The sequence below is a fragment of the Rhodococcus sp. NPDC078407 genome, assembly GCF_044542515.1.
Lineage (GTDB): Bacteria > Actinomycetota > Actinomycetes > Mycobacteriales > Mycobacteriaceae > Rhodococcoides.
In genome coordinates this window covers 1-12,690 of the sequence record NZ_JBITUQ010000028.1, presented here as the reverse complement: position 1 = coordinate 12,690, position 12,690 = coordinate 1, and the positions used below count along the sequence as shown (strand labels likewise).

At 63.4% G+C, this 12,690-nt stretch carries 12 protein-coding genes; 5 read left to right on the top strand and 7 right to left on the bottom strand.

From position 1 onward, the window contains the following. Window positions 1-714 carry a type 1 glutamine amidotransferase gene (locus ACIGGF_RS21930; RefSeq protein WP_397523272.1) on the bottom strand — a complete coding sequence of 238 codons (714 nt, stop codon included), beginning with the start codon at window positions 712-714 and terminating at the stop codon, window positions 1-3. 48 nt (window positions 715-762) lie between these two features. On the opposite strand from ACIGGF_RS21930, the gene ACIGGF_RS21925 reads away from it, so the two are divergent. The 3 genes from ACIGGF_RS21925 to ACIGGF_RS21915 all read left to right on the top strand — a co-directional run bounded on the left by ACIGGF_RS21925 (window position 763) and on the right by ACIGGF_RS21915 (window position 4,123). After that, window positions 763-2,712 carry a helicase-related protein gene (locus ACIGGF_RS21925; RefSeq protein ID WP_397523271.1) on the top strand — a complete coding sequence of 650 codons (1,950 nt, stop codon included), beginning with the start codon at window positions 763-765 and terminating at the stop codon, window positions 2,710-2,712. A 92-nt stretch (window positions 2,713-2,804) separates the two neighbouring features. Then, on the top strand, window positions 2,805-2,960 hold the full coding sequence (locus tag ACIGGF_RS21920) for a DUF6131 family protein (protein ID WP_094611554.1): 156 nt from the start codon (window positions 2,805-2,807) through the stop codon (window positions 2,958-2,960). Window positions 2,961-3,376: 416 nt separating this feature from the next. Next, window positions 3,377-4,123 carry a GTP pyrophosphokinase family protein gene (locus tag ACIGGF_RS21915; RefSeq protein WP_397523270.1) on the top strand — a complete coding sequence of 249 codons (747 nt, stop codon included), beginning with the start codon at window positions 3,377-3,379 and terminating at the stop codon, window positions 4,121-4,123. Between the two features lie 66 nt (window positions 4,124-4,189). On the opposite strand, the gene ACIGGF_RS21910 is transcribed toward ACIGGF_RS21915, so the two are convergent. Beyond that, window positions 4,190-5,809 (bottom strand): MFS transporter, encoded by a 1,620-nt coding sequence (locus tag ACIGGF_RS21910; protein WP_397523269.1) that lies wholly within the window; start codon window positions 5,807-5,809, stop codon window positions 4,190-4,192. Window positions 5,810-5,890: 81 nt separating this feature from the next. Between ACIGGF_RS21910 and ACIGGF_RS21905 the strand changes: the two genes are divergently transcribed. Next, complete coding sequence (locus ACIGGF_RS21905; protein ID WP_397523268.1) at window positions 5,891-6,457, top strand: TetR family transcriptional regulator; 567 nt, start codon at window positions 5,891-5,893, stop codon at window positions 6,455-6,457. Between the two features lie 246 nt (window positions 6,458-6,703). Here the strand turns inward: ACIGGF_RS21905 and ACIGGF_RS21900 are convergent, their stop codons facing one another. Genes ACIGGF_RS21900 through ACIGGF_RS21885 form a run of 4 tightly spaced genes read right to left on the bottom strand, consistent with a single transcriptional unit; the run spans window position 6,704 to window position 10,696 of the window. After that, window positions 6,704-8,023, bottom strand: coding sequence for an MFS transporter (locus ACIGGF_RS21900; protein WP_397523267.1), 1,320 nt, complete (start codon window positions 8,021-8,023; stop codon window positions 6,704-6,706). Then, window positions 8,020-8,571 (bottom strand): 3-isopropylmalate dehydratase, encoded by a 552-nt coding sequence (locus tag ACIGGF_RS21895; protein WP_397523266.1) that lies wholly within the window; start codon window positions 8,569-8,571, stop codon window positions 8,020-8,022. The genes ACIGGF_RS21900 and ACIGGF_RS21895 overlap by 4 nt, the downstream gene beginning before the upstream one ends. After that, a complete protein-coding gene (locus ACIGGF_RS21890) occupies window positions 8,568-9,833 on the bottom strand; it encodes an aconitase family protein (protein ID WP_397523265.1) in 1,266 nt (421 codons plus the stop codon). The genes ACIGGF_RS21895 and ACIGGF_RS21890 overlap by 4 nt, the downstream gene beginning before the upstream one ends. Then, complete coding sequence (locus tag ACIGGF_RS21885; RefSeq protein ID WP_397523264.1) at window positions 9,830-10,696, bottom strand: oxaloacetate decarboxylase; 867 nt, start codon at window positions 10,694-10,696, stop codon at window positions 9,830-9,832. Before ACIGGF_RS21885 ends, ACIGGF_RS21890 begins: the two co-directional genes overlap by 4 nt. A 144-nt stretch (window positions 10,697-10,840) precedes the next feature. Between ACIGGF_RS21885 and ACIGGF_RS21880 the strand changes: the two genes are divergently transcribed. Then, window positions 10,841-11,641 (top strand): IclR family transcriptional regulator, encoded by an 801-nt coding sequence (locus ACIGGF_RS21880; protein ID WP_397523263.1) that lies wholly within the window; start codon window positions 10,841-10,843, stop codon window positions 11,639-11,641. A 48-nt stretch (window positions 11,642-11,689) separates the two neighbouring features. Here the strand turns inward: ACIGGF_RS21880 and ACIGGF_RS21875 are convergent, their stop codons facing one another. Further along, window positions 11,690-12,523, bottom strand: coding sequence for a DUF72 domain-containing protein (locus ACIGGF_RS21875; RefSeq protein WP_397523262.1), 834 nt, complete (start codon window positions 12,521-12,523; stop codon window positions 11,690-11,692). Window positions 12,524-12,690: the final 167 nt, after the last annotated feature.

Below are 12,690 nucleotides of genomic sequence, written 5' to 3'. Positions count from 1 at the left end.
CTACCGGGGCACCGCCGACGATCGGGCGAGAAAGGCGTCCAGCAGAGTCGAGCACCGCGCCCGAGCTGCGAGTTCCGCGTCGGCGATATCCCTCCTGATCTCGTCCACGTCCACCTCGTGTTCGACGCCATCGCGGTCCCATGCGGCCGCCCACGCATCGTAGGTATCGAGGTCGATCTCGGGATGGAACTGCAGTCCGAGGTGTGGGCCGAGAACGAACGCTTGTTGCGCGGCCCGGTTGCGGGCGATCACGGTGGCCTGCGGCGGCGCAGAGAAGGTGTCGCCGTGGAACTCCATCCATGGGCCCGGAGCTATGAACGCGGGATCGGAGGTCTCGACGTCGACGAATCCGTATTCGGGCTGCTCGGACTTGCGTACCGATCCGCCGAGAACGCGAGCGAGCAGCTGGCCGCCGAAACACACACCGAGAATCGGGACCTGCGCATCGATCGCCTCCTGCACATACGCGATCTCCGGAGCAAGCCAGGGCAGCGTGTCGTCGTACGCGGCGTCGGGTGAGCCCATGATCACCACCATCGTCGCGTTGGACAGTGTCGGCGGCGCGAGATCGGGGCTGTGGTCGAAAGAATGTACGTCCATCCGGAAACCCCTGGTGCGCAATTCGTCGGCGAGGGTACCGATGTCGCGACGTGCCAGCTCCGGATCTCGGTCGTGGACGAGCACCACGGCACGCAGGTCGTTCGAGAGTGTCACAGGGCTCCTTTACGGTGTTCGTGCACACCGTACGACAGACTGGATCCGATGCCACCTCGTAGACGCACTGCCCGATCCACCACTGCCCGCACCGTCAAGGCCGGGCAGAGCAGCGCTGCGCGAAAGTTCGCGGCCGCGAAGAACGGTGAGCCTGCTCCGAAGAGAACAGCAGCAAAGAAAGCCGCACCGCGCAAGAGAGCAGCCCCGCGCAAGACCTCGCCACGCAAGTCCGCCGTCCCGGATCTGCGGGTTCCCGATCCCGGCGAGCGGGTCTGGGTACTGGACGTGCCGTTCGAGGACAGGTCGGCGGCGGGTGCGGCCGGAGCGCGCTGGTATCCCGGCCCTCGGGTGTTCGCGTACTACGGCACAGAGTTGCCGGAGTACCTGCAGCCGTACGAGTCGATGCCGTACAGCCTGCAGCGGTGGCTCGAGGACGACGCGAACGACACGTGGCGCGACGAGGTGGTGCGGGAGCGGGCAATGCAGCCCAGAGACACTCAGCTCGAATCGGTTCGGCGCCATTTGGCCGCACTCGAGGCCGGATTCCCGTACTTCGCGCAGATGGACTCGACGGGTCTGGGAAAGACGCTGGCGGTGTGCGAGGCCGTGCGGCAGATGTCGGCCGCCGAGATCGGCACGGTGCTGGTCGTGGCCCCCAAGGGTGCGCTGCCGGGATGGCGTCGCACCATTGCCGACAGCGAGGCCGACATCGAGCCGTCCGACCGCAAGCGGTGGTTGCTGATCACCTATCAGTCGACAAAGAAGTTGCTGTCGGTTCCGCCCGAGACCGATCTGGGCAAACGCAAACGGACACAGAACAAGCGAACCATCTCGCTCGGCGAGCTACGGTTCGACATCGACGTGGTGATCGCCGACGAGTCACACGCGCTGATGAACATCGAATCGCAACAGTCGCAAATTCTGTGGCGATATCAGGAGGCGGCCCGCTCGGTGGTGTGGATGTCTGCCACGCCCGGGTATCAGCCGTTGCATTTCGCATACATGGCGAGGGCCGTCGAGCGCAGCCGCGGGGTCGAGATACTCGGCGACGACGAATATCTGGGCTACGCCGTGACGATGAAGTGGGCGGAGTTCCTCATCGAATCCGGTTTCGCAGTGAAGGCGGGCAAGGCGACGACCGGTCTGACCACGTGGCGGTGGGAGCCCGAGGACGCAGCGAAGCGGGCCGCCGATATCGCATCGGTACACAGTTGGTTGTCGGGAGGGGCTGTGCCGTGGTCCATTTCGCGCCCCTCGCCGCCGACACCTCGTGAGCCACTGGGCCAGGAACTCACCGCGGCACAGAAGCGCCTGTACAACTCGGCGTGGGTCGATTACCGCAAGGAAGTCGGCTTACCCGTCTGGAAGGCCGTCGGCGGCAAGCGCGTGCTGCAGAAGAACCCGAGCACCCGCGCCGCGACGCTGCGATTTCGCCAGAAGTGTTCGTACCTGCGCATTCCCGCGTCGGCCGACCAGGTCCGGACATGGGTCAAGGCCGGCAATCAAGTGTTCGTCTCGATGTTCTACCGCGAGTCCGTGGCAGCACTGGCACAGACACTGCGGGACGAGGGGCTCGAGGTCGCGGTAGTCGACGGGAGCATGAGCAGTCCCGAGCAGGAGGCGTCGATCAGGCGTTTCCAGACCGGTGCCGCGTCGGTCATCGTCTCGACCACTACCAGCGCGATCAACCTGCACACCAACGAACTACTGCTACCCGAAGGCACCGTCTCCACCCTTGCACCGCGAGTGACGCTGATTCACGATCCCCGGTGGACCCCCATCGACATTCGTCAGATCGAGGGTCGTGCCAACCGCATCGACAAGGACCACAACCACACGACGTCGACCTGCTACTACGGATACGCCGAGGGCACCGTGGAAGAGGAGATGGTGCTCACCGGCATCGAACGCATCGCAGATCTGGGATCGATCGTGGGGCAGGCGGACCTGATCGACCCGGAGGCTTTCCTCGCGGCGAAAGTGGATGCCGGAAAATAGCGACAATTGTGAGCAATCGTCAACGCTCCCGGGTAGGTTCGGTCCATCGGCAATTCGCCGATAGCGAGCTCACTTCGGCACCAGGAGTAGTCATGATCGTTCTCGGAATCATCCTCGCCCTCATCGGCTATTTCGCCGGCATTTCGATCCTGACGACCATCGGCATCATTTTGGTGGTTGTCGGCGCGGTTCTCACGTTGCTCGGTTCGATGGGTCGCGCAGTCGGCGGCCGCAAGACGTGGTTTTGACCCATCCGTTAGAACACACGTTCGATTTCTGTTAGTCTGAGCGGGCCCCCGAAGTTGGTGACGCAGCCAGCCGAGCCACTTCGGGCGGTCCATATCGGACGGTAGACAGTGTCGAAGGCGGTTGTGCGCGATGGCATCCCGCGATACCGACCAGGTTGCCGGATCGCTGTATCGCGTCGGCGATCGGTGGGCCGAACGAGCACCTACCCACTGCACAAACGGCCATCCGCTCGTTGCGGGATCGGTACTCGTGGGGTCACGTGCGTGCTCCTGTGAGCGAGGACATCACCGCACTCATCAGTGCCAGGCCTGCGGACTCGTGCGATACACCCCAGGACTCGGTGCGACGTGCAGCGACGCCAGCTTCGACTCCCGCGCCGCGCGGTCACGTCCGCCGATCGTGGACAATCGTGGGCATGAGCAACAGTGAAACCGTCGTCGACCTGGTGCAACTGAGGCACGATTTCACGCGCTTCATGATGAGTTACAAGTTCGGAATAGACGAACTCATCACCAAGATCAACATTCTGAAGCAGGAATTCACCCATATCCACCGCTACAGCCCCATCGAGCATGTCTCGTCGCGGCTCAAGACACCCGAGAGCATCCTCGACAAGGCACAGCGAAAGAACTGCCCCCTGACGTTCGACGCCATTCGCGCGAATATCTTCGACATCGCCGGTATCCGCATCACGTGCAGCTTCATCTCCGACACGTACCGCATCGCGGACATGCTCAGCAGTCAGAGCGACGTTCGAGTCGTCGAGGTCAAGGATTACATCGCACACCCGAAAGCCAACGGCTACAAGAGTTTGCACCTCATCGTCGAGATTCCGGTGTTCATGTCCGACCGCGTCCAACCGGTCTTGGTCGAACTACAGATCCGCACGATCGCCATGGACTTCTGGGCGAGCCTCGAGCACAAGATCTTCTACAAGTACCGCGGGGAGATTCCACCCACCCTGTTGGCGGAACTGACCGAGGCCGCTGAGACGGCCAACAAACTCGACGAGAAAATGGAAAGTCTGCACGACGAGGTCGAGGAGCTGAACGGCGATTCCGAGAACTCCATCACGCTCGGTGCCATGCCTCCGATGGCCCTGCCTCCCGAGTTGCTGCACATGTTGCTCACGGCTCAGTCCGAGGCGATCGACCCGGACTGACTACGCCTTCGAACGACAGAACCCCGCTGCTCGACGGGTGAGCAGCGGGGTTGTGTCCTACAGGCGTTATCCGATGTGCACCGGGTTGTCGCCGACGGGCAGGTCGTCCTTCTTGGCGCGGACGAGTCCGAGCACGACCGGGCATACCAGCGCGACCAGAATCGCGGCGGTGCCGAACGCCCAGGCGTAGCCCGATACCTCGGCCGAGAACGCGTGGTCGATGGTGGCCAGCACGAAGTCGCGGATCGGCTCCGGCAGAGCGGCCAGCATCTCGTCGCTGGGAACTTCCTGGCCGGCAAGCGCTTCCGCGGGGACTCCGGCGGGCGGAGTGGGGGCGGGGTTCTCGGCCAGGTACGAGGTCTTCGACGAGGTGTAGACCGTGGTGAACACTGCGGCACCGAGCGCGCCGCCGACCTGCAGGGTGGCGTTGATCAGAGCGGAGGCGGCACCTGCATCGTGGTCCGGAACACCGATGAGCGCAACGTTCTGCATCGGCACCATCAGCAGACCGAGGCCCAGACCCAGGAGCACGACACCGGGCAGAACGTGCGTGAAGTACGAGGTGTCGACGCCGATCTGCGTCAGCAGGAGCAGGCCGATCGCCGAGACGACAGGGCCGACGGCCATCAGCGGCTTGGGCCCGATCTTCGGCACGAGCGCGGACGCGATAGCGGCGGTGATCAGGATGCCACCGGTCATCGGCAATGATGCGACGCCGGCGATCACCGGACTCATCTCGAGCACGATCTGGAAGTAGAACGTCAGGTACAACGTTCCGCCGAGCAGGGCAGCGCCGATGACGGCCGAGCCGATGTACGCGGCACCGCGATCACGGTCGAGCAGCACGCTCAGTGGCAAGAGCGGGTTGGCGGACTTGGATTCGACCACGACGAACGCAGCCAGCAGAGCGATGCCCAACGCGATGAACGAGATGGTGGGTAGCGTCGCCCAGCCGTCTTCGGCTTCGGTGAAGCCGTACACCAGCGATGCCAGTCCGAGTGCGACGAGGATCGCGCCGGGCAGGTCGTAGCGAGTGTCTCCGTGAGCCTTGCTTTCCTTGACCAAGGGGACTGCCGCGGCGATGGCGATCACGGCGACCGGGATGTTGACCAGCAGGCACCATCGCCAGTTCGCGTATTCGGTCAGTACGCCGCCGAGGAGCAAGCCGACTGCTGCGCCGCCACCGGCGATCGCTCCGAAGACTCCGAATGCCTTGGCGCGCTCCTTGGTGTCGGTGAACGTGACCGTCAGGATGGCCAGGGCTGCGGGTGCGAGCAGCGCGGCAAAGACGCCCTGACCGGCGCGTGCGATGAACAGCTGCCAGCCTTCCTGGGCGAGGCCGCCGATGGCGGAGGCAACGGCGAAGCCGGCCATACCGACGATGAACGAGCGCTTGCGTCCCCAGTAGTCGGCGATACGTCCGCCGAGCAGCAGGAGTGCGCCGAACGACAACGCGTAGGCGGTGATGACCCAGGCGCGGCTGCTGTCACTGATGCCCAGGTCCAGCTGAGCCTGCGGCAGTGCAATATTGACGATCGTGCCGTCGAGCACGATCGTGAGCTGCGTGATGGCGACGATGCACAGCACCAGCCATCGGCGCTCGTAGTTCGGATTCGGATCCGACGCTTCGCGCTCGGAGACCTGCGACATGTTTCTACCCCACTCGTACTCGTTGATTCTGGGCACGAAAAATGTCCCGAGCAGAAAGGTATGCCACTTGGCACCGGGTGTCAAACGAACTAGTTGGTTGGAGGTATGGTGGCCGCCATGAGACCTGACGCCAGTGCGACGCGCGCCCGCATCGTCGCCGCCGCACGTGACGAATTCTCGGTGCACGGGCTGGCCGGGGCGCGGGTAGATCGCATAGCGGTCGCAGCCAAGGCCAGCAAGGAGCGCCTGTACGCCTACTTCGGGGACAAAGAAACCCTGTTCCGGGCTGTCGTCGAGGACGGATTCGCTCGATTCATCGACGAAGTGCCCTTCGCGGTCGACGACCTCGGTGGATACGCAGCGCGCGAATACCTCCATCTGGCAGCGCATCCCGAAGAACACCGACTCCTGCTGTGGACTCAACTCCAAGGCGGCATGGCCGGATCGGGCAACGACGACATCCACTCGGTCATCGCACAGCGACGCAGCGCCATGGCCGACGCCCAGCGGGACGGCCTGATTTCCGACGCCTACACGGTCGACGATCTGATCACCATGATGTTCGGCATCACCTCGGCGTGGATGACCGCGCCGAGCCTGAACCGTCGACCAGCCGACGACGCAGAAATTCAGCGTCGAGCGTCGAAAATCGAGGCCGCTGTGCGGCGACTCTGCGCTCCGTAGCGCTGTCTATCGATATCTAGCTTCAGCGCAACAGTTCCGAATACTGGGCTAGCGGCTCCGATCTCCGCAAACGCGAGCGCGTTCGCCAGACGCGAGCGGAATCGACACCGACCCGTCGACAATTCCGAACGCGCCTGACTATTCCGCGCGCGTCCCAAGTTCACGGACCTTCCGCACGCAGAACGCCCCACCACGCCGGGGGACGTGGTGGGGCGAATCTCGAACTATGGATGGCGCTCCGCCCAACTACGCAGGAAGCTTGTCGCGACCCGTCTCCTTGATGGTCAGTACCGTCGCAACTCCGATCACACAGACCCCCATGACCCAGTACGCCGGCGACATCGCGTTGCCGGTCGACTCCACCAGCTGAGCGGCGACATACGGTGCGGTGCCTCCCGCGGCGATGGTGCCGATATTGAAGCCCAACGACACTCCCGTGTAACGCACTGCCCGAGGGAACAGCTCGGTGAAGAGTGGGAACGCCGGCACCTGAACGACTCCGTTGAGAACCATGTAGACGAAGTAGACGCAGCCCACCACGATGATCGACGACGTCGCGCCGAGAATCATGAACACCGGCAGCGCGATGATCACGTACGCCACGTAGCCGAACAGCAGTACCGGTTTGCGGCCGAACCTGTCGGTCAGCATCCCACTGAGCGGGAAAGTGGCGCAGGCCAATGCAATTGCGATTGCCGATGTCCAGTAGACCGAGTCCTTGGAGAATCCGAGGTCGTTGATCAGGTACACGCTGAAGTACGTCAGTCCGATGTAGCCCGATCCGTTCATGGCAATGGCGATACCGACCACGCGCAGAACCGACCACGGTTGCTTCTTCACCACGTCGCTCAGCGGACTCTTGGCCACCTCGTTGTTGGCCGCCATCTCCTCGAATTCCGGGCTGTCCTCGAGCTTCAGCCGCACTCGCAAGCAGACGAGGGCCAAGGGTAGCGCGAGCAGGAACGGAATGCGCCAGCCCCACGACGACATCTGATCATCGGTGGTGACGAGAGCAACCAGTCCGACGACGGCTGCGGCGACGGCGAATCCCAGGGTGGAGCCGACCGGGGTGAACGATCCGAAGAAACCCCGACGGTTCGGCGGTGCCGACTCGGCGATATATGTTGCTGCACCGCCGATTTCGCCTCCTGCCGAGAATCCCTGGGCCAGCCGGATGATGACGAGCAGGATCGGTGCCAACACACCCACATTCGAATGCGTGGGCAGCATTCCCAGAACTCCGCACGCGATGCCCATGCAGACCACCGTCACGACCAGCGCCTGTCGACGTCCCCGTCGGTCGCCGAGGCGGCCGAAGAAGATACCTCCGAGCGGCCGTGCGACGTATGCGACGCCGAATACCGCCAAGGTCGCAAGGATCGAGACACCGGGACTGGTGGACGGAAAGAACAGTGGCGCAATCACTACGGCGAGAAAGCCGTAGACCGCAAAGTCGTAGTACTCGATGAGCGTACCGACGCCACCGGCCAGCGCGGCGCGGCGCGCTGTGCTGGTGTCGGCTTTCGGTACGCCGGTGACCGCAGAAGGCTGGTCGACGTTCGTCATCGCGCTGTTCCCTGTCCTGTGAGTGGTTGCTTGTTTCGATGTTCGGCAAGAAGTAGTTCGTAGGATCCACCGGCCTCGATGACCGAGACAGTACGAGGGCTGGGTGCATTACCCACAATCGATCGACCGTCGGCGGTGGTCAATGATGCTCGTCGCCAATCGAGTTCGACGGCATCACCGGTCACGACCGCGCTGGAGACACCCGGGATGGTGATGAGCGGTACTCCGTTGAACGTCTCTCCGCGCCAGAATCCCGGTGAGAACGACTCGGCGACGATCGCCTGAATACCAGCGTTTCGTAGCGCCACCATCGGCGGATAGTGGGGGTGACCGTAGCCGAAGTTGCGACCGCCCACGATGATGTCGCCCGGCCGAACGCGGTCGACGAAACCCGGATCGTATGCGGCCATGCACACTGATCTCAGGTGTTCGGGATCGTACGACTTGATATTAGCAACGCCCACAACGAGATCGATGTCGAAGTCGTCGCCGAAGACCCAGGCGACTCGGCCGGAGATGACGTCGGGCGGGGGCGGGTAAGCACTCATGAGCCCACCTGCTGGATCGTGCCGGCGAGCGCACTGGCGGCGACGGTGTACGGAGAACCCATGTAGATGTTCGCGTCCGAACTACCCATGCGGCCAGAGATGTTGAGCACTCCGGTAGAAATGCAGTTCTCGCCCGGTGCCAACGGTTTCTGGTATCCGAAGCAGAAGTCGCAACTCGATACTGCGATGTGCGCGCCGGCGGAACGAAGGACGTCGAGCAGTCCCTCCTTCTCGGCCTGATCGTGCACTTTCTGCGAGGTCGGTACGACATTGAGCTCCACACCGGGAGCCACGGTGCGTCCGTCCAGTACGAGTGCCGCGGCCCGCAGATCCTCGATTCTCCCGCTGGCACAGGAGCCGATGAACGCCTTGGTGATCGGCGTGCCGGCGAGGTCGGCGGCAGTGTGGGTGTTGGCTGCGCGCGCCGAGCCCGGCGCAACGACCTGCGGCACGATCCGAGCGAGATCGATGGTGTGGCGGGCTGCGTAGGTCGCGTCGGCGTCGGGGTGCACCGGCGTGAAGCTATGCCGCGCAACATCGTCGGCGTACGCGAGCGAGGTCTCGTCCGGCTCGAAGATCGCGGACACGGCTCCGGTGAACATCGCCATGCCGCACAGCCCCTGCCGATGGTCGATCTTCATCGACCTTGCGCCGGGACCACCGAACTCCATCACCTGGTGTGCGCATCCGTCGGCCCCGACGAGGTCGATGATGGCGTGCACCAGGTCTCGACTGTCCACTCCCGGTGCGAATTCGCCGTGCAGGTCGAAGCGCGTGGTCGCTGGAATATCCACGTACAGTTGCCCGGTCACCCACGCTTCGATGAGGTCGCGTCGAATACCCCACCCCAGTGCGCCGAACGCACCGATTCCGCTGATGTGACCGTCGAAGTGAACGAGAAAGTCACCGGGAATGGCCAGTCCGAGCTCAGCAGTGAGCTGGTGCCCGATGCCGCGACCCTCGTGTAGCTCGATTCCGTAGTACTCGCACCAGTCTCGGGTGACCTGATGGACTTCTTGTTCCCGGTCGTTTCGCTTGGTCAACATGTGATCGATGAAGACGACGTACCGAGACGGATCCTCGAGTGAGGTGATGCCGAAGTCTTCGCGCATCTGTCGGAACATCACGTCGGTGTAGCCGGGGAAGTCGTACGCGATCATCCGATCCGGACGCACCGCGTGATTTTCACCGGCGCGCACGGGATCGCCGTCGTAGGTTCTGCCGAGAATCTTCTCGACCATCGTGAATGCACCCGACGTCATCGATTCGCCTCCGCAGGCAGGTATTTGCGCTGCTGAGCCTCGACCTCAGGGAAGCCGATGAGGTCCACGAACTCGTGGTGCTGCAACGCGTCGGCGCTGACGTCGGCGGGAGCTTCACCGGAGGCCAAGCGGCGCAGGGTCTCTCGCGCGGCCCCCGTCGCGGCCATCAGCACCTGAGTGGGCAGCAGGGCCAGCCGCACGCCGATCTGTGCCAGCACCTCCGGGGTGAACTCGCGCTCGGTCCAGGTCGATGCGGTGAGCGTAGCCATCAGCGGAACCCCGACCGCTCGGTGACAGTTCTCCCACTGCTCGACGGTTTCGAACGTCTTCGTCACCGGCATGATCATGTCGGCTCCAGCGTCGACGTAGGCCTGCGCGCGCCTGATCGCGTCGTCGCCGCGTGCGTCGGTGCGTGCGATGAGCAGGACGTCGTCGGGCATCGAATCACGCACCGCCCGAACCTTGCCCGACGCCTCCTCGACGGAGATGAGGTCCACCGGCTCACCGACGCAGATCGGACATTTCTTGGGCGAGAGCTGATCCTCCATGAAGACGCCCTGAACGCCGGCTTCGGCGAACCGGGTCGCGGTGCGCGCAGCGTTGACGGCGTTTCCGTACCCGGTGTCGATGTCCGCAACCAGGGGGAGGGTCGATGCCTCTCGGATGGTGCGAACGGCCTGCAGGTTCTCCGTCATCGTGTAGAGCTCGGCGTCGGGCAACCCGAGTGCCGCCGAGACGGCGAATCCCGAGGCACACAGCGCCGAGAAGCCCGCCTGCTCGGCCAATTTGGCCGTCAACCCGTCCCAGACGCCGGGCGCATACACCAGGCCTTGTTCGGTCAGGCCTCTCAAAGTTATCGTCACGAGCACTCTCCGTTTCGTATTGCGGAACGCCTTCCGAATTTAGAGTGGCTCGGATCACAAGTCAATACCCGTCGGGCGATCCCGCATGCATCATCGGTTCGTAGGATGGCGACGACGCTTCACCCAGACCGGAAGGAACAACACGTGGCAGTTCCCACCGAGTCCGACGCTCAGGCCGGCCGCGACATCGTCGGTGCCGTCGTGAAGGCGTGCGCTCTGCTCGACCACTTCGATACGACGCATCCCGTGTGGACGCTCAACGATCTGACGACAGCGAGTCGGATGAACAAGACGACGGTGCATCGGCTGATGACGACGTTGATCCATGCCCGCTGGGTGGACAGAACAGCGGAGGGTTCGTACCGCATCGCCATGCCGGTGTTCGAGATCGGTTCGGCCGCGTTGACGCAACTCGACATTCGCGGAGCGGCCCAGCCCTATCTGTCCGAGATCGCGGAGAAGTTCGGCGATACCGCCTATCTGATGGTCCCCGCAGACGAGGGCGCAGTCTGCATCGACCGTCACGAGGGTAGCAATCCCCTTGTGGTGGCGGGCATTTCGATCGGATCCGTTCTCCCGTACCACGCCACCGCCGGGCCGATGGCGATGCTTGCGTTCTCTGCTCGGATTCGCGACAGTTGGCTCGGCGGTGAGCTTGCTGAGTACACGAACCGAACGCTGACCTCGCCCGACAAGTTGATGGACCATCTCGACCGCATCCGAACGCAGGGGTATGCGCTGAGCAATTCGGATTATCTGGCGGGCGTCGCGGCAGTGGGCGCACCGATTCTCGGACGCAACGGGGTGGTCGTGGCCTCGATCAGCGTCGGTGGCCGCGCGGAGACTTTCGAGGGCGACGCCTTGGCGGACAAGGTCAAGACGATCCTCACGGCGGCCCGTAATCTTTCCCGCGTCGCAGAGGCGCTACCTGCATCGAGTCAGTAGCCAGACGACTATTCGTATCTCTAGCCGTGACGATAGAAAGCAAAATACTCACCTACCGACGCGCTCGATCAGCTTCATGGCATCGAAGGGCGCGTACCCCTTGATGTCGTTGTCGAAGTACACGTAGACGTCACGCCCCGTCGACGTCCAGTCCGCGACCTTCTCGGCCCATCGATCGAGCGCCTGGTCGGTATAGCCGCTGGCGTACAACTCCTCGTCCCCGTGGAGTCGGGCATACATGAAATCTGCTGTGGGAGTCTCGATGTACGGGTACTTCCCGGCGGTGTCTGCCACTACGATCGCAATACCGTTCTCGCGCAACAGTTCCACAGCCTCATCCGAGGCGAAGCTCACGTGCCTCGCTTCGACGCAATGCCGAAGTGGACTCGACGTCGGAGCCGGCAACGCTACTCGGTCCTCCGCCAACTTCTCGTCCCGCGCCTGCGCCAGAGTCACTGCAGCAGAGACAGTTCTGGGCAACAGGGCACAGAAGTTCGCCATCTTCTGCGCGTCGAACTCGAGGTTGGGAGGCAACTGCCACAGGAAGGGACCCAGCTTGTCACCGAGGGTCAACACTCCGGTGGCGAAGAAGTTCGCAAGTGCGCTTTCGACACCCACGAGCCGCTTGATGTGCGTCACGTAGCGCCCACCCTTGACAGAGAACACGAAGTCGTCAGGGGTCTCGTCGTGCCACTTGGTGAAGCTCGACGGCTTCTGCATCGCATAGAAGGTGCCGTTGATCTCGATGGACGTCAGATGCTCGGACGCGTATGCGAGTTCCTTCCGATGCGCCAAGCCCTTCGGATAGAAGTCGCCCCGCCACGGCGCGTACGTCCAGCCGGAAATGCCGATCGAAACCCGGGGTCGATGCTGCGCGGACATGAGCCGACTGTAGACGGGCGGTACCGTCGACGCCGCGTCTCCGGCCCTGGTATCGGTAGCCGTGATCGCCAACTAGCTGTTCTTCCCGGGGAGGTTGTGGACGGTGAGTCGCTCGATGGGTGACTTACCGCCGATGCCTGTGTGGGGTCGGTGGTGATTGTAGTGAT